The following is a 24,076-nucleotide window of genomic DNA, read 5'->3' as shown; positions in this document are numbered from 1 at the left end:
CGGCCGAGCCGACCTGCCCGGCGGCTACTGGGCCGGGTCGACGGCGGTGTCGGGGGCGTTGTCGCGCAACAGGTTGGTGATGCGGGCGGTGGAGAGCCGGCGGCCCTGCTCGTCCGTCATGACAATCTCGTGCGTGGTGAGGGTGCGGCCCAGGTGGATGGCCGTGCACGTTCCCGTCACGGTGCCGGAGGCTATCGACCGGTGGTGCGTCGCGCCGACGTCGACGCCGAGCGCGTGCCGGCCCGGGCCGGCGTGCATGGCCGCGGCGAACGACCCCAGGGTCTCGGCGAGCACCACATGGGCTCCGCCGTGCAGGATCCCGGCCACCTGGGTGTTGCCCTCCACGGGCATGGTGGCCACGGTGCGTTCCGGGCTGAGCTCCACGAACTTGATACCCATCTTCACCACCAGGGACCCGACGCCCATCCGGCCCAGCCAGCCATGCAGTTCCGCGGGAATGCCGGCGGCTTCCAGTTCGGCGGCGTACGGGGCCGGCGTGAAATTGTCGATCATGCCAACTAGGCTGGCACCTGTGAGCGAAACTACCAAACCGGCCCCTTCCGCGTCCGCAGTGGACACCCTTCAGCCAGCCGCACCGGCGGCGGAGAGCCCCGCCGGGAAGGCCCCGGCCAAGGCGGCCGGCCACAGCCTCGCCGACCACCCCTCGGCCACCGAAGCCCCCGTCATCCCGATCACGGACCAGCCCCGGCTCCTGGTGCTCGACGGCCACTCCATGGCGTTCCGCGCGTTCTTCGCGCTGCCCGCGGACAAGTTCTCCACGGCCACCGGCCAGCACACCAACGCCATCCACGGCTTCACCTCCATGCTGATCAACCTGATCAAGGAGCTGAAGCCCACGCACATCGCTGTCGCCTTCGACGTCTCCGACGACACCACCCACCGCAAGGCCGAATACGACGGCTACAAGGGCGGCCGCAACGAGACCCCGCGCGAAATGAGCGGGCAGATCGACCTGATCGATAGGGTCATGGGCGCCTGGGGCATCAAGACCATCAAGCTGCCGGGCTGGGAAGCGGACGACATCCTGGCCACCCTCGCCGCCCAGGGCGAAGCGGCTGGCTTCGAGGTCCTGCTGGTATCCGGTGACCGTGACGCGTTCCAGCTCATCACCGACAACGTCTTCGTTCTCTACCCGCGCAAGGGCGTCAGCGACATTCCCCGGATGGACGCGGAAGCCATCCAGGAGAAGTACTTCGTCAGCCCCGCCCAGTACTCCGACCTGGCCGCCCTGGTGGGCGAAACCGCCGACAACCTTCCCGGCGTCCCCGGCGTCGGACCCAAGACCGCGGCCAAGTGGATCAACCTCTATGGCGGCCTCGAGGGCGTGCTGGAGAACATCGACTCGATCGGTGGCAAGGTCGGCGACGCCCTCCGGGAGAACGTCGACGCCGTCAAGCGCAACCGCAAGCTCAACCGGCTGCGGACCGACCTGGAACTGCCCGTCACGCTCGAGGAGCTCGCCGATCCCAGGCCGGACCAGGGCGCGCTCGAGGAACTCTTCGACACCCTCGAATTCAAGACCATCCGCACCCGGCTCTTCGCCCTCTACGGCAGCGAGGTCACCGAGGCCGAACGCGAAACCCTGGCCACCCCGGACTACACCGTCCCGGCCACGGCCGAGGAACTCGCCGCATTCCTCGCCGGCACGCAGGGCAAGCGCGCCGCCGTCGCCGTGGACCTGGTCCCCGGCCGGATCGGCGAGGACGCGGCCGCCGTCGCGATCGTCCACGGCGAATCCGCCGTCTACCTCGACCTCACCACCCAGGACGCCGACACCGAGAACATCCTCGCCGCCTGGCTCCGGGACCCCTCGGCCGCGAAGGTGATGCATGGGTTCAAGGGTGCCCTCAAGGCGCTCTCCGCCCGCGGCATGGAGCTGGACGGCGTGGTCGATGACACGGCCATCTCCGGCTACCTCATCCAGCCGGACCGCCGCAGCTACGAGCTCGCCGAACTGGCCCAGCACCACCTCAACCTCACCGTCTCTAAGGAAGAGGCGAAGGCGGGGCAGCTGGAGCTGGCGTTCGACGGCGACGACGAGGCCTCGGCTGGCGCGTTGGTGCACGTCGCCGCCGTCGTCCAGGCCCTAAGCCGATTCTTCGAAGACGAACTCAAGGACCGCGGCGCCCTGGACCTGCTGACCACCCTGGAACTGCCGGTCAGCCGCGTCCTGGCGGACATGGAACTCGCGGGCATCGGCATCGACATGCAGCGCATGGACGAGCAGCTCTCCGACCTGGCCCGGGTGATCGACAACGCCCAGCAGCAGGCCTTCGCCGCGATCGGCCACGAGGTGAACCTCGGCTCGCCCAAGCAGCTGCAGACGGTGCTGTTCGAGGAACTCGGCCTGCCCAAGACCAAGAAGATCAAGTCCGGGTACACCACGGACGCCGCGTCGCTGAAAAACCTTCTGGAGAAGACGGGGCACGAGTTCCTGGTCCAGCTGATGGCGCACCGCGAATCCTCCAAGCTCCGGCAGATGCTCGAGTCGCTGAAGAAGTCCGTGGCGGAGGACGGCCGGATCCACACCACGTACGCGCAGAACGTTGCCGCCACCGGCCGGATCTCCTCGAACAACCCGAACCTGCAGAACATCCCGATCCGCAGCGAGGAGGGCCGGCGCGTGCGCGGCATCTTCGTGGTCAGCGACGGGTATGAGTGCTTGCTCTCCGCCGACTACTCGCAGATCGAGATGCGCATCATGGCGCACCTCTCCGGCGACGCCGGCCTGATCCAGGCGTACAAGGACGGCGAGGACCTGCACCGCTTCGTCGGCTCAAACATCTTCCACGTCCCCACGGACCAGGTCACCAGCGCCATGCGCTCCAAGGTCAAGGCCATGTCTTACGGCCTGGCGTACGGGCTGACCTCCTTCGGCCTGTCCAAGCAGCTGGAGATCTCCGTGGACGAGGCCCGGACCCTGATGAAGGACTACTTCGACCGGTTCGGCGCCGTCCGCGACTACCTCCGCGGCGTGGTGGAGAAGGCGCGGGTGGACGGCTACACGGCCACCATCGAGGGCCGGCGCCGGTACCTGCCGGACCTGACCAGCACGGACCGGCAACTGCGCGAGAACGCCGAACGCATCGCGCTGAACTCGCCCATCCAGGGTTCCGCGGCGGACATCATCAAGCGCGCCATGCTGGGCGTCTCCGGGGCCCTGGCGGAGCAGGGGCTGAAATCCCGGATGCTGCTGCAGGTCCATGATGAACTGGTCCTGGAAGTCGCCGCCGGCGAACGCGACGCCGTCGAGAAGCTCGTCACCGAGCAGATGGGCGCCGCCGCGGAGCTGTCGGTGCCGCTGGAGGTCCAGATCGGCATCGGCACCAGCTGGTACGAGGCCGGACACTAGCCGGAGCGCCGGGGGCAGCCGGCCACCGTCAGGCAGCCACCGGCAGGCGAACGCCGGGTTTACGTTTCACACAGTCATCAGGGGGAGTAGCACGTGTCAGAACAGTATGAGATCCGGCGGTTCACGCCCGCGGCCAAGGGCGAGACGGCCTACCCGGAGGCGGTTGCCTGGATGCGCGCCGTCGCCTTCGGCTTCCACGACGACCGCCGCACGGAGGAACGCGTGGACCGCGGCATCGCCATGCAGCGGACCGACGGCCGGGTGATGACCGGCGCCTACCAGACCGGCCGGGTCGCCGCGCACTCGCTCGACGCCGACATCCCGGTGGCCACCTTCGGCACCATGAACAAAACGCTCAACATCGGGTTCGGGCGCCTGCTCGACGCGCGGCTGGTGACGGCCGTGACGGTCCGGACCTCGCACCGCCGGCGCGGGCTGCTGCGCCGCATGATGGTGCAGGAAATGGAACTCGCCCGGAAGGAAGGCTTCGCCGTGGCGGCGCTGACCGCCTCGGAGGCGTCCATCTACGGCCGCTTCGGCTACGGGGTCGCCACGGCGGAACAGTCCATCAAGGTGGACACCAGCGCGCGCTTCGTCCTCAACCACGTGCCCGTGGGCAGCGTGGAGGTCGCCGATCCCAAGGTTCTCCTGGAGCTCGCCCCGCAGATCTTCGACCGGGTCCACCGCCAGACGCCCGGCTCCGTGGGCCGGCATGAGTTCTACCGGCAGTTCGTCTCCGGTGAGGTCAGCCGGGAAGCCAACGAGGACCCGAAGATCAAGACCGCGCTGCACTATGGCCCGGACGGGACCGTGGACGGGTACGTCTCGTACAAGTTCGGCGGCTGGTCCAGCACGCCGGCCACCATGGAGGTCGTGGACCTGGTGGCCGCCACCCGTGACGCCTACCTGGAACTGTGGCAGTACCTCGGCGCCATCGACCTCGTGGAGCGCGTCACGTGGCAGGAGGCTCCCGTGGACGACCCGCTGCCGTGGGCGCTCAAGGACCCCCGCTGCGTGGAGGCCTCGGAACCCCGCGACATGCTCTGGCTGCGCATCCTGGACGTGCCCCGGGCCCTGGCGGCCCGGCACTACCCGGCCGACGGCCGCCTGGTGCTGGCGGTCGCCGACGGCCTTGGGATCGCCGGCGGCACGTTCGCCCTCGACGTCGACGGCGGGACCGCCACGGTCGCCGACGTTACCGGGCAGGGCGCTGACCTGCCCGCGGACCTGGAACTGGACATCGCCGACCTGTCCTCGATGTTCGTCGGCGGCGTCAACCCGGTCACCCTCGCGGCCGCCGGCCGGATCCGGGAGCTCACGCCGTCGGCCGCGTTCCGCGCCGCCCGGATGTTCGCCGTCGAACGCCCCCCGCACTGCCTCACGCACTTCTAAGCGGGCCGCCCGTGGAGGGGCTGTTCAGGATCTCGCGCAGCCCGGCACCCGCCCGGTGCCGGGCTGCGCCGCGCCCGCATGCGCTTTGACCGGGCTTGGCGGATGGCACTAGACTAAGCGGGCGTGTACTACGTGTGCGCAACCAAATCCACAGAATCAGGATGACCCGGCAGATCGCCCGCGATCTGCCGTGCTTTCTCCCCGTGTCGCCGATGCGGGCTGGACGGTCTGCCTGACCGACTCACTATCCACAACGGAGCCCCTACTACATGACCATCACCTCTACCGAGAAGTCCGGTACCCCTGTCGTCGCGATCAACGACATCGGGTCCGCTGAGGATTTCCTCGCAGCTGTCGACGCGACCATCAAGTACTTCAACGACGGAGACCTCGTTGAAGGCACCGTCGTCAAGGTCGACCGCGACGAAGTCCTGCTCGACATCGGTTACAAGACCGAAGGTGTCATTCCCTCCCGCGAGCTGTCCATCAAGCACGACGTTGACCCCGGAGACGTTGTCTCCGTTGGCGATCAGGTCGAAGCCCTGGTGCTCACCAAGGAAGACAAAGAAGGCCGTCTGATCCTCTCCAAGAAGCGTGCTCAGTACGAGCGTGCCTGGGGCGACATCGAGAAGGTCAAGGAAGAAGACGGCGTCGTCACCGGTACTGTCATCGAAGTTGTCAAGGGTGGTCTTATCCTCGACATCGGTCTGCGCGGCTTCCTGCCCGCATCCCTCGTCGAGATGCGCCGCGTGCGCGACCTCGCTCCGTACATCGGTCAGCAGATCGAAGCCAAGATCATCGAGCTGGACAAGAACCGCAACAACGTGGTGCTGTCCCGCCGTGCATGGCTCGAGCAGACCCAGTCCGAGGTCCGCTCCACGTTCCTCAACAAGCTGGAAAAGGGCCAGGTCCGTCCCGGCGTCGTTTCCTCGATCGTCAACTTCGGTGCCTTCGTGGACCTGGGCGGCGTCGACGGCCTGGTTCACGTTTCCGAGCTGTCCTGGAAGCACATCGACCACCCGTCCGAGGTTGTCGAAGTCGGCCAGGAAGTCACCGTCGAGGTTCTCGAGGTCGACCTGGACCGCGAGCGCGTTTCCCTGTCGCTCAAGGCTACGCAGGAAGATCCGTGGCAGACCTTCGCCCGCACCCACGCCCTCGGCCAGGTTGTTCCGGGTAAGGTCACCAAGCTCGTTCCGTTCGGTGCGTTCGTTCGCGTCGAAGACGGCATCGAAGGCCTGGTCCACATCTCCGAGCTCGCCGTGCGCCACGTTGAGCTGGCCGAGCAGGTCGTCTCCGTTGGCGACGAGCTCTTCGTCAAGGTCATCGACATCGACCTCGAGCGCCGCCGCATCTCGCTGTCCCTCAAGCAGGCCAACGAGGGCGTCGACGCCGACAGCACCGAATTCGACCCGGCTCTGTACGGCATGGCCGCAGAGTACGACGAAGAGGGCAACTACAAGTACCCGGAGGGCTTCGACCCGGAGTCCAACGAGTGGCTCGAGGGCTACGAGACCCAGCGCGCCGCTTGGGAGCAGCAGTACGCTGACGCCCAGACCCGTTGGGAAGCCCACAAGAAGCAGGTTGCCCAGCACGCTGCCGACGACGCCGCTGCTGCGACGTCCGGTGACAGCGACTCCGGCACCACCAGCTACTCCTCGGAGCCGGCTGCGTCCGAGTCCAACACCGGTGGCGGCACGCTCGCTTCCGACGAGGCTCTCGCCGCCCTGCGTGAGAAGCTGACCGGCAACTAATTGCCAGCGGCCCGGGTTTCCCGGGCCACACACCGAGGGCCCCTGCACCATGCAGGGGCCCTTGGTGGTTTAAGTGGCGTCTTCAGCCGGCGAGGATCCGGTCCGTGGCGTCGTCCGCCGTGCCGTCGAAATACCGGTCGAGCAGTTGCTGGAATTCCGGTTGCCCGGGATCGGCCCGGAGGAACAGGGTCGCCGAGGACTGCAGCTTGCGGGCGTCGATGCCGCCGAAGATCTGCACGGCGCTGCGGCCGTCGACTTGGAGCACGGCGCGGGCACACTCCAGCAGCCGGGGGCCGAGCACCGGATGCGCCAGATAGGCGCGGGCCTCGTCCAGCGACGCGATGGCATACATGCGCGACGTCGCGCTCATGCCCAGGCCGGCGACCTGCGGGAAGACGAACCACATCCAGTGGCTGCGCTTGGCCCCGGCCTCCAGCTCGGCCAGCGCCTGCCGGTAGGTGCCGCCAGAGTCCTGCGCCGTCACGAACCGCTCCAAGTCATAGTTGCCGCTCATGCCGCTGCTCCCGTCCTTTGCCCTCGGCTGTTTCCTCCCATCGTGGCACACCCAAGTGACTCGCAGCTGAGGCCGTTATCAATGCTCACAACGGCCTCAGCTGCCAGTCAGATGGGTTGAGATCCTAGGGGAGCGGGATCCGGGCCGTGACCCGGGTGCCGTCGTCGGCGAGCGTCGCACCAAGGCCCGCCAGCAGGGACCGGGCCGCGGCGTTGACGGTGGCGGTGTCCGCCGTGAGGACCGCGGCCCCTGTGGCCGCCGCCTGCACCGTGACCAGCCGCAATGCCTCCCGGCCGATGCCCCGGCCGCGCAGGCTCCGGCGCAGCCAGATCCCGGTTTCAAGCACCAGGGAGCCCCCGGCGGTCCCCGGGACAGACACAGCCTTGAGCCGGACGGCACCGGCAAGCGTACCTCCCGCCGTGACCGCCCAGGTTTTCTCCCGGGCCGGCCCCTCCAGCCCGGCTGCCGCGGCCCGGTGGTAGGCGCGGAACCATCGGACGCGGTCCGCATTCCAGCCCGGAGACCCGCCCCCCGGTGGGGTTACCTCGTCGGCGTCCGCATCGTCCTGAGCGACGGCCAGCAGCCGCTTCAGCACGGCCTCCGTAACGTCGAGAAGTGCTACGTCGATGGGTGCCAGGTCAATGGGCGGCACGTCGGTCGGCTCTGCGGCGTCAGGGGAGCGGGACATCGACCCACTCCGTCCCGCCCGGTTGCAGGGAGGCCCCGCCGGCGGTGAGGGCGGCCACCCGCTCCGCGGCCCGGTCCAGCCCGGCGGGATCGTCCGGCAGCGCCAGCCGCAAGACGGTGGCGTGCTGCTCGTAGGCGGCCTCCGTCATCACGAACCCGGCGGCGCGGAGGTCGTTCTCCAGCCTTCCGGCGGTGGCGTGCGGCGCGGCGACGGAGCAGGTCCTGAGCCGCTGCCGGCGCACCATTGGCGCCAGGTCCAGGGCGGCGGACACCGATTCGGAGTAGGCGCGGACCAGGCCGCCGGCGCCCAGCAGGATACCGCCGAAGTAGCGGACCACGACGGCGGTGACGTCGCTGAGGTCCGCGGCGCCCGGGACGGTTTCGCGTTTCAGGAGCGCCTCCAGCATCGGGATTCCGGCGGTGCCGGACGGCTCGCCGTCGTCGCTGGAACGCTGGACGTCCCGGTCGGGGCCCAGCACGAACGCTGAGCAGTGGTGCCGCGCGTCGTGGAATTCCCGCCGCAGCCCGGCGACCACGGCCCGGGCCTGGTCCTCGTCGGCGGTGCGGGCGATCACCGTGATGAAGCGTGAGCGCTTGATCTCCAGCTCGTGCCGGAACTCCGGACCGGCGGGGACGGTGTAGGCGGTGGCCCGGCTCTCCTGGAATTCGGCGTCGTCAGGCACCCGTTCAGTTTAGTCTTGAGGTGTGCTGAAGATCGGTTTGACCGGCGGGATCGCCTCGGGAAAGTCAGTGGTGGCTTCACGGCTGCGCGAGCTCGGCGCCGTCCTGGTCGACGCCGACGCGCTGGCCAGGGAAGTGGTGGAGCCGGGCACGCCGGGGCTCGCGAAGGTGGTGGAGGCGTTCAGCTCCGCGGTGTTGGGACCCGACGGGCGCCTGGACCGGCCCCGCCTCGGCGCCCTCGTGTTCGGCGATCCGGAGCGGCTCGCCGTGCTCAACGGCATCATCCACCCGCTGGTGCGGGAACGGGCCGCGGCCCTCACCGCCGCGGCCCCCGCCGGCGCCGTGCTGGTCCAGGACATCCCGCTGCTGGTGGAGACGGGGCAGGGCGCCCACTTCCACCTCGTGGTGGTGGTCGACGCGCCCGAACCCGTCCGGGTCCGGCGGATGGTGGAGCACCGGAAGATGACCGAGGATCAGGCCCTCAGCCGGATCGCCGCGCAGGCCGGCCGGGAGGAACGCCTGGCCGCCGCCGACGTCGTGCTCGAGAACGCCGGCTCCAAGGACGAACTCCGGGACGCCGTGGACCGGCTCTGGAAGTTCCGCCTCACCCCCTACGCCGACAACCTCAACCGGCGCCGCGTGGCGGCCCGCACCGGTGGCCCCGCGCTGACCCCTGCCAACCCGGACTGGCCGGCGCAGGCCGCCCGGATCATCGCCCGGCTCCGGGTGGCGGCGGGGGAGGAGGCCCTGACGCTGGACCACGTGGGGTCCACCGCCGTGCCCGGTCTGGCGGCCAAGGACGTGCTGGACCTGCAGCTGGGCGTCGCGGACATGGCCGCCGCCGACCGGCTGGCAGCCGCCCTGACCGGCGCGGGTTTCCCGGTCTGGCCGGGCGTCCTCGCCGACCACCCCAAACCCGCGGACGCGGACCCCGGCCAGTGGGGGAAGCGACTGCACGGCAGCGCCGACCCCGGCCGGGCCGTGAACCTCCACCTCCGGGCCGCCGGCTCCCCGGGCTGGCGGTTCGCGCTGTGCTTCCGCGACTGGCTGCGCGACGACGACGGTGCCCGCGCGGCCTACCTCGCGGAGAAGCGCCGCGCCGCGCGCCTGCACGAGGTGGACCGGTCGACCGCCGGGTACGCCGCGGACAAGGAGAACTGGCTGACCGCATACGCCGTTCCCCGGATGGAGGAGTGGGCGGCCCGCACCGGCTGGCAGCCGCCGTCGTACGGCCTCCCCGGGGGCGGCCGTACCGCCCAAAGCTGAATCGGCTGTTCCTGTCGGTGCCCGGCGGTAAATTAGATTCATGAGCCTTGCCCAGGAAATCAACCGTGTCGTGGCGCCCTTCGAAGTCATCAGCGAGTTCAAGCCCGCCGGTGACCAGCCCGCGGCGATCGCCGAACTCACCGAACGGATTACCAACGGCGAGAAGGACGTGGTGCTCCTGGGCGCCACCGGTACCGGTAAGAGCGCGACGACGGCCTGGCTGATCGAGCAGGTCCAGCGGCCCACCCTGGTGCTGGTCCAGAACAAGACCCTCGCCGCCCAGCTGGCCAATGAGTTCCGCGAACTGCTGCCCAATAACGCGGTCGAGTATTTCGTCTCCTACTACGACTACTACCAGCCCGAGGCCTATGTCGCGCAGACGGATACCTTCATCGAAAAGGACTCCTCCATCAACGAGGAGGTCGAACGGCTCCGGCACTCGGCCACCAACGCGCTGCTGACCCGGCGCGACGTCATCGTGGTCGCCACCGTCTCCTGCATCTACGGCCTCGGCACGCCGGAAGAGTACATCTCCGGGATGGTCACGCTCCGCCGGGGCGCCGAGATGAACCGCGATGATTTGCTGCGGAAGTTTGTCTCGATGCAGTACGCGCGCAACGATATCGACTTCCACCGCGGCACCTTCCGGGTCCGCGGCGATACCGTCGAGATCATCCCGATGTATGAGGAACTGGCCATCCGGATCGAGTTCTTCGGCGACGAGATTGAGAACATCCAGACCCTGCACCCGCTCACCGGCGAGGTGCTCCGCGACGAGGATGAGATGTACGTCTTCCCCGCCTCGCACTACGTCGCCGGGCCGGAGCGGATGGGCCGCGCCATCAAGCGGATCGAGGACGAACTCGCCGACCGGCTCAAGGTCCTGGAGAGCCAGAACAAGCTCGTCGAGGCCCAGCGTCTCCGGATGCGCACCACCTACGACCTGGAAATGATGCAGCAGATGGGGTTCTGCAACGGCATCGAGAACTACTCCGCCCACATCGACGGCCGTGAACCGGGCACCGCCCCGCACTGCCTCCTCGACTACTTCCCGGACGACTTCCTGCTGGTCATCGACGAATCCCACGTCACGGTGCCGCAGATCGGCGCCATGTACGAGGGCGACATGTCCCGCAAGCGGAACCTGGTGGACTTCGGCTTCAGGCTGCCCTCCGCCATGGACAACCGGCCGCTGAAGTGGGACGAGTTCCTCGAACGCGTCGGCCAGACCGTGTACCTCTCGGCCACGCCGGGCAAGTATGAACTCGGCAAGGCGGATGGTTTCGTCCAGCAGATCATCCGCCCCACGGGCCTCATCGACCCCGAGGTGATCGTGAAGCCCACCAAGGGCCAGATCGACGACCTGCTCGGCGAGATCAAGACCCGCACGGCCAAGAACGAGCGCGTCCTGGTCACCACGCTGACCAAGCGCATGGCCGAGGACCTCACCGACTACCTCGTGGGCCACGGCGTGAAGGTGGAGTACCTGCACTCCGACGTCGACACGCTGCGCCGCGTCGAGCTGCTGCGCGAGCTGCGGATGGGCGTGTTCGACGTCCTCGTCGGCATCAACCTGCTTCGTGAGGGCCTCGACCTGCCCGAGGTGTCCCTGGTCAGCATCCTGGACGCGGACAAGGAAGGCTTCCTCCGCTCCGCCACCTCACTGATCCAGACCATCGGCCGTGCCGCGCGTAACGTCTCCGGCGAGGTGCACATGTACGCGGACAAAATCACCGACTCGATGGCGCAGGCCATCGACGAGACGAACCGCCGCCGCGCCATCCAGGTTGCCTACAACAAGGACCACGGCATCGACCCGCAGCCGCTGCGGAAGAAGATCGCCGACATCACGGACCAGCTGGCCAAGGAGGATGCGGACACCCGCGAATTGCTCGCCAGCGCCGGAAAGGGCAAGGGCAAGAACGGCGGCAAGGGCGGAGCGAAGGTCCGCGCCGACGGCCTCGCCGCGGCGCCCGCGGAGGACCTGGTGGGCCTGATCGAACAGCTCACCGAGCAGATGCACGCCGCCGCCGGCGAGCTGCAGTTCGAGCTCGCCGCCCGGCTCCGGGACGAGGTCGGCGACCTCAAGAAGGAGCTCCGGCAGATGCAGTCGGCAGGTCACGCCTGAGGTAAACTGGGAGGCACGTAGGGGAGTATCCCAAAGCGCTACGATCGTCAGCACGCATGGCACGGACGCCATGCCGGACGTAGCGGGCACCACACCAGATCCAGGAACGCGTTCCTGGCCGCCGTGGGGCCGGAGAGACTTACACCGCTGAGTCATGCCCTCCGAAAGGTTTCTACGTGCCTGAACTTCCCCTCTGGTTTGAGATCGGCTCCTTCGCCGTCCTCGGCCTGATCCTTGCCATCGACCTGCTGCTGGTCCTGAAGCGGCCGCACGAGCCGTCGATGAAGGAAGCCGGCCTCTGGGTCTCGTTCTACATCGGCCTGGCGCTGCTGTTCGCGGGCGCCATGTTCCTCTTCACCGGCCCCGAGTACGGCGGCCAATTCGTCTCCGGCTGGGTCACCGAGTACAGCCTGAGCATCGACAACCTGTTCGTGTTCATCATCATCATGGCGCGCTTCTCGGTGCCCCGGAAATACCAGCAGGAAGTCCTGATGGTGGGCATCATCATCGCCCTGATCCTGCGCGGCATCTTCATCATGCTCGGCGCGATCGTCATCGAGCAGTTCAGCTGGGTGTTCTACATCTTCGGCGCGTTCCTTCTCTGGACCGCCTGGAAGCAGGCCCAGGACGAGGGTGAGGACGAAGAGGACCGGGAGAACCCGCTGATCGCAAGGATCCGCCGCGTCCTGCCGATGTCCGAGAAGTTCGACGGCGGCAAGATCCGCACCGTGGTGGACGGCAAGAAGGTCTTCACCCCCATGGTGATCGTCTTCGTCACCATCGGCCTGACCGACCTCCTCTTCGCGGTGGACTCCATCCCGGCGATCTTCGGCCTGACGCAGAGCGCGTTCATCGTCTTCACCGCCAACCTGTTCGCCCTGATGGGCCTGCGCCAGCTGTACTTCCTGCTGGGCGGCCTGATGACCCGGCTGGTCTACCTCAAGCACGCGCTCTCGGTGATCCTGGCCTTCATCGGCGTCAAGCTGGTCCTGCACGCCATGCACGTCAACGAGCTGCCCTTCATCAACGGCGGCCGGCACATCGAATGGGCCCCGGAGATCCCCACCTTCGTCTCCCTCGGCGTCATCGTCGGCACCATCATCATCGCCGTCGTCGCCAGCCTCTACAGCTCCAAGGCCACCACGGCCAAGCTGGACGCCCGGCTCGAGGAAGACTCCCGCAAGAGCCTCACCGACGCCGAGTAGCGCCGACCCAGTACCGGCTAGCGCCGGTCGCGCTGGCAACAATGCCCGGGGAAGCCAGCGCTTCCCCGGGCATTGTTGTGCCCAGGCTGTGCCGGGCGGTGTCAGGCCGTGTGGGCCCGTGCCATCCCCAGCAGGCGGCCGAAGATCGCCTCGCCGTCGTCGGCAATGCCGTCGTGGTGGAACTCGTCCGTCTCCCAGACCTGCAGCCCGCGCACCGCGCGGGCGGTTTCCAGCGACAGGTCGCGGTCCACGTAGATGTCGTCGGTGTAGACGGCGGCCGCGACCGGCACCGTGGTGGCGGCCAGTCGGTCCAGGTCGTACAGCGGCGCCCAGTCGTCCTTCTCTGCCAGCAGGGCGGCGACGGCGCGCAGCGGCTCCAGCGCCGGGTCCTGCTCGAAGTACCAGGGGTAGACCATCTCGCCGGTGAGCAGCGGGGCCGGCACGTCCGGGCGGAACTCTGGGTGGTCCTGCAGCACCCGCAGCGCCGCCCAGTCCGTCGCCTCGCCCTGGCCGTAGATGGATTCGTGCATCAGCGCGTAGAGCGGGTTGGCGGCGCGGGTGACCAGGCCGCGGACCTGCTCCAGGAAGGTGTCGGAGAGCCGGTCGCCGTCGGGAGTGGCGGTGAAGGCGTCCTCCAGCAGGTGGTGGAGGCCGTCCACGCGGGTGTTGCCGCCCAGGAAGGAACCCACCATCTGGAACCGCTCCACCGTCAACGGGCTGCCGTCCGCCAGCACCTCCGGCGTCTCCCGCAGGTGCCGGGCGATCCGGTTCACGGTCTCCCGGTCCTCCGGGTACCAGCCGAAGTATTCGGCGTTGCGGGCGGCGACCCGGCGGAACGTGGCCTGGTAGACCCGGTCCGCGGGGCCGGTGAGGGGAGCGAGGCCCCCGGTGATCAGCACCTCGCGCAGACCCTCCGGGGCGAAGGACAGGTAGGTCAGGGCGCAGAAACCTCCGTAGCTCTGCCCGTAAATGGTCCACGGCGCCGCGCCGAGGGTCCGGCGGATCGCCTCGGCGTCGGCCACGATCGAGTCGGCGCGCAAGTGGGTTAGGTACTCGGCCTGGTCCCGGTCGCTGCCCCGCAGCGGCAGGGTGTGCCGGTCCGCGGGGGAGGACAGGCCGGTGCCGCGCTGATCCAGCATGAGAATCCGGAAGTCCTTGGCCGCGGCCTTGCCCCAGCCGCCCAGGGACGGGAACCGGTTGCCGCGGCCGCCGGGGCCGCCCTGCAGGAAGAGCAGCCAGGGCAGCTCCTGCGCCTGCTCCTCGGTGTGGTCGGCGGAGACGTACTCGCGGGCGAAGACAGTGATGGTCTCGCCCGCGGGATCCGCATGGTCCAGGGGGACCTCGAAGTAGTGTTCGGTGGTGCGCATCCCCCGGTAGCTGTGCCGGCCCTTGACCACGTGCGGGACGGAGCCGGACTCGAGGACGGGCAGCGGGGCGTGCGCGGCGGGTGCCGGGGCCACGGTGTCAGCCACGGGCCGCCTCCGCGCGGGAACCGAACCCTGCCAGGGCGTCGCCGGTGAGCCGGAAGGTGGACCATTCGTCCATCGGCGCCGCGCCGAGGTTCCGGTAGAACGCGATCGAGGGCTCATTCCAGTCCAGGACGCTCCACTCCACCCGGGCGTAGCCGCGTTCGACGGCGGTGGCAGCCAGGTGCTGCAGCAGGGCCTTGCCGTGCCCGGCGCCGCGGGCCTCCGGCTTGACGTACAGGTCCTCGAGGTAGATCCCGTGGACGCCCTCCCAGGTGGAGTAGTTCAGGAACCACAGAGCGAATCCCTGCACCTCGCCCGCCTCGTTCTCGGCCATGGTGGCGAAGACCCGCGGGTTCTCCCCGAACAGCACTTCGGTGAGCATGTCAGGGGTGTTCCGGACCGCGTCCGGCTCCTTTTCGTAGATGGCCAGGTCGTGGATCATCTGCAGGATGGCGGGGACGTCGGAGGCGGCCGCGGGCCGGATTACAGTCATGGACTGCAGTTTACTAGCGGCTACAGACGGTTAACGTCGGTCACGCGCACCACCGCGCTGCCGGCCTCGTCGGAGGCGGCGAGGTCCACCTCGGCGGAGATGCCCCAGTCGTGGTTGCCCTCCGGATCGTCGAAGATCTGCCGGACCTTCCAGCGGCCCGGCTCCTCGGTGATGATCAGCAGCCCGGGTCCGCGCGCGTCCGGCCCGGTGCCGATGTCGTTGTGTTCGTCGAAGTAGTCGTCCAGGGCGTCCTCCCAGCGCTCGGCGTCCCAGCCGGCGGCGCCGTCGAGCTCCCCGAGTTCGGTGGCGGCCTCGTCCGCGAAGAGCTCAACGCGGCGGAACATCTCATTCCGCACCATCACCCGGAAGGCCCGGACGTTGGATGTCAGCGACGGCGGCGGGGGAGGGGGAGCGTCGTGCGGGGTGGGCGCGGCGCCGGAGGTGAGTTCCTCCCATTCGTCCAGCAGGCTGGAGTCGACCTGCCGGACCAGCTCGCCGAGCCACGCGATCAGGTCCTCGAGGTCCTCGCGCAGGGCGTCCTGCGGCACGGTCTGTCGGAGCGCCTTGAAGCCGTCCGCCAGGTAGCGGAGCACGATCCCCTCGGAGCGGGCCAGGCCGTAGAACTGGACGAACTCGCCGAAGTTCATGGCCCGTTCGTACATGTCGCGGATGACGGACTTGGGTGCGAGTTCGAAGTCGCCGATCCAGGGCGCGGCCTTGCGGTAGACGTCGAACGCCTCGCCGAGGATTTCGGCCAGCGGCTGCGGGTAGGTGACTTCCTCCAGCATGGCCATCCGCTGGTCATAGTCGATCCCGTCCGCCTTCATCGCGGCGACGGCCTCGCCGCGGGCCTTCTTCTGCTGCGCGGAGAGGATCTGCCGCGGCTTCTCCAGCGTCGATTCGATCACCGAGACAACGTCCAGGGCGTACGACGGCGACTCCGGGTCCAGCAGGTCCAACGCCGCCAGGGCGAAGGGGGAGAGCGGCTGGTTCAGTGCGAAGTTGGCCTGCAGGTGCACGGTCAGCCGGACCGACCGGCCGTCCGGGCCCTGCTCGGCGGCCGGGATCCGCTCGACGACGCCCGCCGCCAGGAGCTCGCGGTAGATGCCGAGAGCGCGCTTCATCAGCTTCAGCTGCGCGGGCCTCGTTTCGTGGTTCTCGGTCAGCAGCCGGCGGGCGGCCTGGAAGGGATCGCCGGGGCGTTCCATCAGGTTCATCAGCATCGCGTGCGTGACGGTGAAGCTGGAGACCAGGGGATCCGGCACGGACTCGACCAGCCGCTGGAAGGTCGGCTCACCCCAGGACACGAAGCCCTCGGGCGGCTTCTTCTTGACCACCTGGCGGAGCTTCTTCTGGTCGTCGCCGAACTTGGCGGTGGCCTTGGCCATCGCCTTGACGTTCTCGATCACGTGCTCGGGCGCCTGGACCACCACGGTGCCGGCGGTGTCGTAGCCTGCGCGGCCCGCGCGTCCGGCGATCTGATGGAATTCGCGCGAGTTCAGCAGACGGGTGCGGACGCCGTCGTACTTGCTCAAGGCGGTGAGCAGCACGGTGCGGATGGGAACGTTAATGCCCACGCCCAGGGTGTCCGTGCCGCAGATGACCTTCAGCAGCCCCGCCTGCGCCAGCTGCTCCACCAGGCGGCGGTACTTGGGCAGCATGCCCGCGTGGTGGACGCCGATGCCGTGCCGGACCAGCCGGTTCAGCGTCTTGCCGAACCCGGGCGCGAACCGGAAGCCGGCAATGAGTTCGGCGATCCGGTCCTTTTCCTCCCGGGTGCAGACGTTGATGCTCATCAGCGTCTGGGCCCGGTCGATCGCCTCCAGCTGGCTGAAGTGCACCACGTACACCGGGACCTGTTTCGTGGAGAGCAACTCCTCCAGGGTCTCGTGCACCGGCGTCTGCTGGTAGTAGAAGTGCAGCGGGATGGGCCGCTCCGCGGAGCTGACCGTGGTGGTGGGGCGGCCGGTCAGGTCGGTGATGCCGGTTTCGAAGCGGCTGACGTCGCCGAGGGTCGCGGACATCAGCAGGAACTGGGCCTGCGGCAGTTCCAGCAGCGGCACCTGCCACGCCCAGCCGCGCTGGGGGTCCGAATAGAAGTGGAACTCGTCCATGATCACGGAGCCGAGTTCGGCGGCCGAGCCCTCCCGGAGGGCGATGTTGGCCAGGATCTCGGCCGTGCAGCAGATGATCGGGGCATCCTGGTTGACGCCGGAGTCGCCGGTGATCATGCCGACGTTCTCGGCGCCGAAGATGTCGCAGAGCGCGAAGAACTTCTCGGAGACCAGGGCCTTGATCGGGGCGGTGTAGTAGCTGCGCTGTCCGCGGGCCATCGCCTGGTAATGGGCGGCAATCGCTACCAGCGATTTACCCGAACCGGTGGGGGTGGCGAGGATGACGTTGGCCCCGGAGGCCAGTTCCATGACGGCCTCGTCCTGGGCGGGGTAGAGGGCGATTCCGCGGCTCTCCGTCCACTCGACGAAGCGGGTGTAAAGCTCGTCCGGGTCCACACCCGCGCCGCCTGAAACGCGGGCGGCCGGGGCGGGGAGCTGATCTACGAGTTTCATTGCCTTCCAGCTTAGTGCCGCGGCCGTCGGGCGGGATTCCGCACCGGCGCAGCAAACACTTGAACATTCAACTGCAGCGGCGTAGTTTTAGTTGTAGCTTCAACTTATCAATTCGATCCCGGCAGAACAGAACCCCATGAAAAACCTCCTGGCACGCCTCTTTGGAAAGAAGAACCCCATGACTGACATCACCATCATCGGCAACGGCTCCATGGCCCGTGGCATTGCCACCCGCGCCCTCGCTGCCGGCCGCACCGTCGAAATCCTTGGCCGGGACGCGGACAAGGCCCGGACGCTGGCTGGTGAACTCGGCGCAGGCGTCGGCCACGGCAGCATCGGGAGCGCCCCCGCCGGCGGCCTCCTCGTCCTCGCGGTTCCGTTCGACGCCGCCAGGGACGTGGTGGAGAGCTATGGCGCCGCCCTGGCCGGCAAGGTCATCGTTGACATCACGAACCCCGTCAACTTCGAGACCTTCGACTCCCTCGTGGTCGCCCCGGGCAGCTCCGCGGCCGAGGAAATTGCCGCCCTGGCCCCCGCCGGTGCGCCCGTCGTCAAGGCCTTCAACACCACCTTCGCCGGAACCCTCATGACCGGCCAGTCCGCCGGGCAGCCGCTGGACGTCTTCATCGCCGGCGACGACGAGGCGGCCACCGCCGCCGTCGCCCGCTTCGTCAGCGACGCCGGCATGCGGCCCCTCGCCGTCGGACCGCTCAAGCGCGCCCGCGAACTCGAAGGCTTCCAGTTCGTCCTCATGACCATGCAGGCCAGCCCCGCGTTCCCCGACTTCACCTGGGACACCGGCCTGAAGGTGACGAAGTAAATGACGGACACCTATCCGGCGCCGGTGGTGGCGACCGCAGGGTCCGCAGACCCGAAGGCACCACTCGTGGTCCTGCTGCACGGCCGGGGATCGAACGAACGCGACATCCTGGGCCTGGCCGGCGCGTTGCCCGAGGGCGCCGCCTATGCCGCCGTGCGGGCCCCCATCGCCGAGGGCGGCGGCTATGCCTGGTTCGCCAACCGCGGCATCGGACGGCCCGTAGCCGAATCCCTGGCCGGGACCATGGCCTGGTTCCGGACATGGTTGGACGGGGCCGCCCCGGCCGGCCGCCCCGTGGTGCTGGTGGGCTTCAGCGGCGGCGCCGCCTTCGCCGGCGGCCTGCTGCTCTCCGACCCGGTCCGCTACGCCGGCGCGGCCATCCTCTACGGGACGCTGCCCTTCGACGCCGGAGTCCCCGTGACCCCTGGCCTGCTCGACGGGACGCCCGTCTTCGTGGCCCAGGGCGAGCAGGACCGGGTGATCCCCGCGGAACTGCTCGACCGCACCTGGCGGTACTTGCGGGGCGAATCATCCGCGGCCGCCCGCTCCCGGCGCGACCCGGGCGGCCACGGCATCTCGCCCCGGACCCTGGCGGAGCTGGGCTCCTGGATCGCGGACCTCACGGCGGGCGCCGCGCGGACCACGGACCGTGACGCCCCGGCGGCCCCCGCCCGGGCTTAGGCTTCCCCTGGAAGAACACTGCGGGTGAAAGAACACTGCGGTTAAAGAGCATCGCGAGGCGGGGGAACTCATGAAGTGGGATGCGGCCAAGTATGCACAGTTCGGCGACCACCGGGACCGGCCCTTCTTCGACCTGACCGGGCGGATCCGGGCCGAAGCGCCGCGGCAGGTGGTGGACCTCGGCTGCGGACCGGGCAACCTGACGGCTGCCCTCGCCGCCCGCTGGCCAGGTGCCGACGTGGTGGGTATCGACTCCTCACCGGAGATGCTGGAACGTGCAGCGGCGCTGGCCGGCGGCGGCCTCCGCTTCGAGCGGGCCGACATCGCCGGCTGGCAGCCCGGTCCGGAAACCGACGTCGTGGTCACCAACGCGGCCCTGCAATGGGTCCCGGGCCACCGCGGGCTGCTGGAGGGCTGGCTGGCCGCGCTCCGCCCCGGCGCGTGGTTCGCCCTCCAGGTCCCGGGCAACTTCGATGCCCCCTCGCACGCGCTGATGCGCTCCCTGGCCGGGACGGGGGAGTGGGCCGAGCCGCTCGCCGGAGTCCTCCGGCACGACGACGTCGTGGGCCAGCCCGCCGACTACCTGAAGCTGATGCTTGATGCCGGCTGCGACGCGGACGTCTGGGAGACCACCTACTTGCAGGTGCTTCAGGGCCCGGACGCCGTCCTGGAGTGGGTCCGCGGCACGGGGCTGCGGCCGGTTCTCGCCGCACTCGACGGCCCGGACGCCGAACGCTTCGAGGCGCAGTACGGAGCGATGCTCCGGGAGGCCTACCCGCGGGGGCCGCACGGGACGGTCTTCGAGTTCCGCAGGGTCTTCGCCGTCGCCCGCAAGCGCGGCGGTTCCCTCCTCGATTGACGGATGTGACACGCCGTGTGACAACTTCCGCTGAGTCGTAGGCATACAATGACAAAGCGGTCTGGGGGCGGCCGCGCGACTCTCCGCTTCCGGGTACCTTTCCGCCGCCAGGCCGGGGGACGGTACCGGCCCGGCGGGCGACGGCTACGACGTCCGCCATCACGCTGCGTGACCCGACGTTGGAGGTTCTATGCTGTTTGCCCTGATCAGACGGGCGCTGGCCGCGCATCGGGGCGCGGTCGCGGCCATCATCGGGCTTCAGCTGCTCCAGACCACCGCCAACCTGCTCCTTCCCACCCTGAATGCGGCGATCATCGACCAGGGGATCGTCGCCGGCGACACCCCGGCCATCCCGCGCCTGGGGGCCGTCATGGCCGCCGTCGCCGCGGTGCAGGTGGTCACGGCCCTCGCCGCAGGCTACCTCGGCGCCGTCGTCGCCATGCGGGTCGCCCGGGACCTGCGCAGCGACCTCTTCGCCACCGTGCAGACCTTCTCCTCGCAGGACATCGCCGGCTTCGGCGCGTCCAGCCTGGTCACCCGGGCCACCAACGACGTCGTCCAGATCCAGAACCTCACCCTGCTGGTCCTGACAATGCTGGTGGCGGCGCCCGCCAGCTTCGTCGGCGGCATCGTGCTGGCGGTTCACCAGGACGTGGCGCTTTCCGGCATCGTGGTCGCCGTCATCCCGCTCCTGGCAGCGATCATGTTCCTGATCGTCCGCCGGCTGATCCCGCTCTACCGGGCGGGCCAGCAGCTCATCGACCGCGCCGGCCGGACGCTGCGGGAGCAAATCATCGGTGCCAACGTGATCCGCAGCTTCGTGCGGCAGGAGCACGAGATGCGGCGCTTCGGCGCGGTCAACCGGGACCTCACCCGGAACAACCTGGATTCGGCGCTGTTGGTGGCCGGGATGAATCCCCTGATCATGATCGTGGTGAACCTGTCATCCGTGGCGGTCGTCTGGTTCGGCGGGCACCGGATTGCCGCCGGGCAGATGAAGGTGGGCGCCCTGGCCGCGTTCATCGCCTACATCCTGCAGATCATGATCGCGATCGTCATGGCCATGTATGTGTTCACTACGGCGCCCCGGGCTGCCGTCTGCGCCGAACGGATCCGGGCGGTGCTGGACACCGAGCCGTCCATCGCCGACCCCCGCACCGCCGTCGTCGGCGCTGCAGTCCGGACGGTCGAACCCCGCGCCGCCGCCGGGACGGTCGAGTTCCGCGACGTCGGCTTCGCCTATCCGGGGGCAGAGAAGCCCGTGCTCTCCGGGATCAGCTTCACGGCCCGCCCCGGCACCACGACCGCGGTCATCGGCGCCACCGGCAGCGGGAAGACCACGCTGGTGAACCTCCTGCCACGCTTCCTGGATCCGACGCACGGCACCGTCTTCCTGGGCGGGGCCGACATCGCCACGCTGCCCCTGGACCAGCTGCGCGGCAGGATTTCGCTGGTGCCGCAGCACTCCCACCTTTTCGGCGGGACCGTGGCGCGGAACCTCCGGGTGGGCGGGCTCGACGCCACCGACGCCGAACTGTGGGAGGCGCTGGAGGCTGCGCAGGCCGACGTCTTCGTCCGCGAACTCGACGGCGGGCTCGACGCCCCGCTCAGCCAGGGCGGCGGCAACCTCTCCGGCGGCCAGCGGCAGCGGCTCTGCATCGCCCGGGCCCTGCTCCGCCACGCCGACATCTACCTCTTCGACGACAGCTTCTCGGCCCTGGACTACGGCACCGACCACCGGCTGCGCCGCGCCCTGCAACCCCTGCTGGCGGACGCCACCGTGCTGGTGGTGGCCGAACGGGTGGCCAGCATCGCGGACGCGGACACCATTCTCGTGCTGGAGGAGGGGCGGGTCAGCGCGCAGGGCAGCCACGACGCGCTGCTGGCCGGCTCCCCGGCGTACCGGGACATCGCCGCCTCCCAGCTGATCCTGGCGGACAGCCTGTGACCGCCGACGGCGCCGCCGACACGGCCGTCACCCCGCCGCCCCCGCCGCGGCGGCGGACGGCAGCCCGGCTGCTCGGACTGCTCCGGCCCGTGCGGCTCAGGATGGCAGGCGTCGTCGCGGCAACCTGCGGCTTCGCCGCCCTGAACGTCGCCGCACCGAAGTACCTGGGCGACGCCACCGACATCGTGGTCCGCGGCGTCATGGGCCGGGGCTTCGACGAGGCGCACCTGGGCCGGCTGCTGCTGGCGGTGTCGCTGATGTACCTCGGCGCCTCCGTCTTCAGCTGGATCCAGGGCGCCCTCACCGCCACCGCCGTGCAGCGGCTCAGCTACGGCCTCCGGGCCGCCGTCGAACGCAAGGTCCACGTCCTGCCGTCCGCCCACTTCGAGGGCCAGCACCGCGGCGACGTGCTGAGCCGGGCCACCAACGACGTCGACAACGTCTCCCAGTCCCTGAACCAGCTGCTCAACCAGTTGATCATGTCCGTCCTGATGCTCACCGGGGCGCTGACCATGATGATCTGGCTTTCGCCGCTGCTGGCGCTCATCGCGCTCGTCTCCGTGCCGGTGTCCACCCTGGTCACCGTCCTGGTGGCTCGCCGGTCGCAGGCGCACTTCGGCGAACAGTGGAGCAGCACGGGCGCCGTCCAGGCCCACCTCGAGGAATTCTTCTCCGGGCACGAGGTGGTCAAGGCCTTCGGCCGCCAGGAGGCCGCCGCCACGGTCTTCCGCGCCGGGAACGAGCGGCTCTACCGGGCCGCCTCCAGCGCGCAGTACCTCTCCGGGATGGTGCAGCCGCTGATGCTGTTCGTCGCCAACCTCAACTACATCGCCGTCGCCGTCATCGGGGCACTCCAGGTGGCCGCGGGAACCATGAGCATCGGCGGTGTCCAGGCCTTCATCCAGTTCAGCAGGCTCTTCAGCCAGCCGATGGGGCAGATCGGCGGCATGCTCACCCTGATCCAGTCCTGCCTGGCCTCCGCCGGGCGCGTCTTCGCCCTGCTCGACGCGGACGAAATCCCCGCCGACACCGGAGAAGTCGCCGTGCCAGCCGGCACCGGCAACGCCGCCCTTCCGGCCGGACGGATCCGCTTCGAGGGGGTCAGCTTCGGCTACCGCCCGGACGCACCGGTGGTCCGCGACCTCAGCTTCACGGCCGAACCCGGCCAGACGGTGGCGATCGTCGGCCACACCGGCGCCGGGAAGACCACGGTGGTCAACCTCCTGATGCGCTTCTACGAGCCCGACGCCGGCCGCATCACCATCGACGGCGTCGACATCGCGGAGCTGCCCAGGGACGTCCTCCGGGCGGGCATCGGAACCGTCCTGCAGGACGCCTGGCTCTTCACCGGCACCATCCGGGACAACATCGAGTACGGCCGGCCCGGCGCCCCCGACGCGGACATCATCGCCGCAGCGCAGGCCAGCCACGTCGACCCGTTCGTCCGCGCCCTCCCGGACGGGTACGCCACCGTCCTCGGCAACGACGGCGGCTCGCTCAGCCGCGGCCAGCGCCAGTTGATCTCGATCGCCCGCACCCACCTGGCCGGCGGCAGCATCCTGGTCCTGGACGAGGCCACCAGCTCCGTGGACAGCAGGACCGAGCTGCAGATCCGGGAAGCGATGGCACGGCTCCGGGAGGACCGGACCAGCTTCGTGATTGCCCACCGCTTGTCCACCGTCCGGGACGCTGATCTAATTCTCGTCATGGACCAAGGACGCGTCGTTGAGCAGGGCACCCACCAGGAACTGACCGGACGGGGAGGCCACTACGCCGCGCTGTGCCGCGCCCAGTTCGCCGGGCTGCCGGCCGCCGCGGACGCCCTGGAGTCCGGCCGGTGACGCCTCCGTCCGCCGGCACGGCCGCCTTTCCGGGCACCTGGAAGCCCAGCACCGCCAGCTCCGTCCCGCTGTTCGAGCAGCTGCGGCTGAACATCATCGAACGGGCCGACGACGGCACGCTCGCCCCCGGAACCCGGCTCCCCGCCGTCCGCAGCCTGGCCGCCGAGCTGGGCGTCGCGCCGCACACCGTGGCCCGCGCCTACAAGGAACTCGAGGCCGCCGGCGTCGTCAGCACCCAGGGCCGCAACGGCACGGTGGTCTGCGCGCGGGACGAGGCCTGGGGGTCCCTCGCCGAGTCCGCCGCCGACTACGCCGCCGCCGCGCGGGCCAAGGGCGCCAGCTTCGCCGAGGCGGTCCAGCTGCTCGCCGCCGCGTACGACCGCCACTGAGCGGCGTTGAGC

General features: G+C 69.4%; 19 protein-coding genes. 12 read left to right on the top strand and 7 right to left on the bottom strand.

Going from position 1 to position 24,076, the window contains the following annotated elements; translation table 11 throughout:
- Positions 1 to 24: 24 nt before the first annotated feature.
- Positions 25 to 513 carry a hotdog fold thioesterase gene (locus AB0305_RS03265; protein WP_364137471.1) on the bottom strand — a complete coding sequence of 163 codons (489 nt, stop codon included), beginning with the start codon at positions 511 to 513 and terminating at the stop codon, positions 25 to 27.
- Between AB0305_RS03265 and polA the strand changes: the two genes are divergently transcribed.
- The 3 genes from polA to rpsA all read left to right on the top strand — a co-directional run bounded on the left by polA (position 512) and on the right by rpsA (position 6,516).
- Positions 512 to 3,373, top strand: a complete 2,862-nt coding sequence (polA, locus tag AB0305_RS03260) for a DNA polymerase I (RefSeq protein WP_364137469.1) — start codon at positions 512 to 514, stop codon at positions 3,371 to 3,373. The genes AB0305_RS03265 and polA overlap by 2 nt on opposite strands.
- Positions 3,374 to 3,466: 93 nt before the next feature.
- On the top strand, positions 3,467 to 4,765 hold the full coding sequence (locus tag AB0305_RS03255; RefSeq protein ID WP_364137467.1) for a GNAT family N-acetyltransferase: 1,299 nt from the start codon (positions 3,467 to 3,469) through the stop codon (positions 4,763 to 4,765).
- 269 nt (positions 4,766 to 5,034) lie between these two features.
- Complete coding sequence (rpsA, locus tag AB0305_RS03250) at positions 5,035 to 6,516, top strand: 30S ribosomal protein S1 (RefSeq protein ID WP_290257943.1); 1,482 nt, start codon at positions 5,035 to 5,037, stop codon at positions 6,514 to 6,516.
- 82 nt (positions 6,517 to 6,598) lie between these two features.
- Here rpsA and AB0305_RS03245 read toward each other — a convergent pair whose 3' ends face one another.
- The 3 genes from AB0305_RS03245 to AB0305_RS03235 all read right to left on the bottom strand — a co-directional run bounded on the left by AB0305_RS03245 (position 6,599) and on the right by AB0305_RS03235 (position 8,400).
- Positions 6,599 to 7,030 carry a DUF1810 domain-containing protein gene (locus tag AB0305_RS03245; protein WP_364137465.1) on the bottom strand — a complete coding sequence of 144 codons (432 nt, stop codon included), beginning with the start codon at positions 7,028 to 7,030 and terminating at the stop codon, positions 6,599 to 6,601.
- Between the two features lie 124 nt (positions 7,031 to 7,154).
- Complete coding sequence (locus tag AB0305_RS03240; protein ID WP_364137463.1) at positions 7,155 to 7,718, bottom strand: GNAT family N-acetyltransferase; 564 nt, start codon at positions 7,716 to 7,718, stop codon at positions 7,155 to 7,157.
- Positions 7,702 to 8,400: a YigZ family protein gene (locus AB0305_RS03235; RefSeq protein ID WP_364137461.1), complete on the bottom strand. Its 699-nt coding sequence runs from the start codon at positions 8,398 to 8,400 to the stop codon at positions 7,702 to 7,704. The genes AB0305_RS03240 and AB0305_RS03235 overlap by 17 nt, the downstream gene beginning before the upstream one ends.
- Positions 8,401 to 8,422: 22 nt before the next feature.
- Here AB0305_RS03235 and coaE point away from each other — a divergent pair, with 22 nt between their 5' ends.
- From coaE to AB0305_RS03220, 3 genes are all read left to right on the top strand, one after another.
- Positions 8,423 to 9,664 carry a dephospho-CoA kinase gene (gene coaE, locus AB0305_RS03230; protein WP_364137459.1) on the top strand — a complete coding sequence of 414 codons (1,242 nt, stop codon included), beginning with the start codon at positions 8,423 to 8,425 and terminating at the stop codon, positions 9,662 to 9,664.
- A 40-nt stretch (positions 9,665 to 9,704) separates the two neighbouring features.
- Entirely contained in the window at positions 9,705 to 11,792 is a 2,088-nt protein-coding gene (gene uvrB / locus AB0305_RS03225) for an excinuclease ABC subunit UvrB (protein WP_364137457.1), read from the top strand.
- 176 nt (positions 11,793 to 11,968) lie between these two features.
- A complete protein-coding gene (locus tag AB0305_RS03220) occupies positions 11,969 to 12,997 on the top strand; it encodes a TerC family protein (RefSeq protein WP_364137455.1) in 1,029 nt (342 codons plus the stop codon).
- Between the two features lie 101 nt (positions 12,998 to 13,098).
- On the opposite strand, the gene AB0305_RS03215 is transcribed toward AB0305_RS03220, so the two are convergent.
- From AB0305_RS03215 to AB0305_RS03205, 3 genes are all read right to left on the bottom strand, one after another.
- Entirely contained in the window at positions 13,099 to 14,364 is a 1,266-nt protein-coding gene (locus tag AB0305_RS03215; protein ID WP_364137950.1) for an alpha/beta fold hydrolase, read from the bottom strand.
- A 97-nt stretch (positions 14,365 to 14,461) separates the two neighbouring features.
- Positions 14,462 to 14,959 carry a GNAT family N-acetyltransferase gene (locus AB0305_RS03210; RefSeq protein WP_364137453.1) on the bottom strand — a complete coding sequence of 166 codons (498 nt, stop codon included), beginning with the start codon at positions 14,957 to 14,959 and terminating at the stop codon, positions 14,462 to 14,464.
- A 20-nt stretch (positions 14,960 to 14,979) separates the two neighbouring features.
- Positions 14,980 to 17,526 carry an RNA helicase gene (locus AB0305_RS03205; RefSeq protein WP_290257935.1) on the bottom strand — a complete coding sequence of 849 codons (2,547 nt, stop codon included), beginning with the start codon at positions 17,524 to 17,526 and terminating at the stop codon, positions 14,980 to 14,982.
- A gap of 178 nt (positions 17,527 to 17,704) precedes the next feature.
- Between AB0305_RS03205 and AB0305_RS03200 the strand changes: the two genes are divergently transcribed.
- From AB0305_RS03200 to AB0305_RS03175, 6 genes are all read left to right on the top strand, one after another.
- Entirely contained in the window at positions 17,705 to 18,346 is a 642-nt protein-coding gene (locus AB0305_RS03200; RefSeq protein WP_364137451.1) for an NAD(P)-binding domain-containing protein, read from the top strand.
- A complete protein-coding gene (locus AB0305_RS03195; RefSeq protein WP_364137449.1) occupies positions 18,347 to 19,027 on the top strand; it encodes a serine esterase in 681 nt (226 codons plus the stop codon).
- A 70-nt stretch (positions 19,028 to 19,097) separates the two neighbouring features.
- On the top strand, positions 19,098 to 19,886 hold the full coding sequence (locus tag AB0305_RS03190; RefSeq protein ID WP_364137447.1) for a trans-aconitate 2-methyltransferase: 789 nt from the start codon (positions 19,098 to 19,100) through the stop codon (positions 19,884 to 19,886).
- Between the two features lie 190 nt (positions 19,887 to 20,076).
- Positions 20,077 to 21,834: an ABC transporter ATP-binding protein gene (locus AB0305_RS03185; RefSeq protein ID WP_364137445.1), complete on the top strand. Its 1,758-nt coding sequence runs from the start codon at positions 20,077 to 20,079 to the stop codon at positions 21,832 to 21,834.
- 101 nt (positions 21,835 to 21,935) lie between these two features.
- Complete coding sequence (locus AB0305_RS03180; RefSeq protein WP_364137948.1) at positions 21,936 to 23,675, top strand: ABC transporter ATP-binding protein; 1,740 nt, start codon at positions 21,936 to 21,938, stop codon at positions 23,673 to 23,675.
- Complete coding sequence (locus tag AB0305_RS03175; protein WP_364137443.1) at positions 23,672 to 24,064, top strand: GntR family transcriptional regulator; 393 nt, start codon at positions 23,672 to 23,674, stop codon at positions 24,062 to 24,064. The genes AB0305_RS03180 and AB0305_RS03175 overlap by 4 nt, the downstream gene beginning before the upstream one ends.
- The last annotated feature ends 12 nt before the right edge of the window (positions 24,065 to 24,076 follow it).

It is taken from the genome of Arthrobacter sp. NPDC080086, from assembly GCF_040702285.1.
Note: the sequence above shows the minus strand (reverse complement) of the source record. Positions and strands in the feature narration are given on the sequence as shown.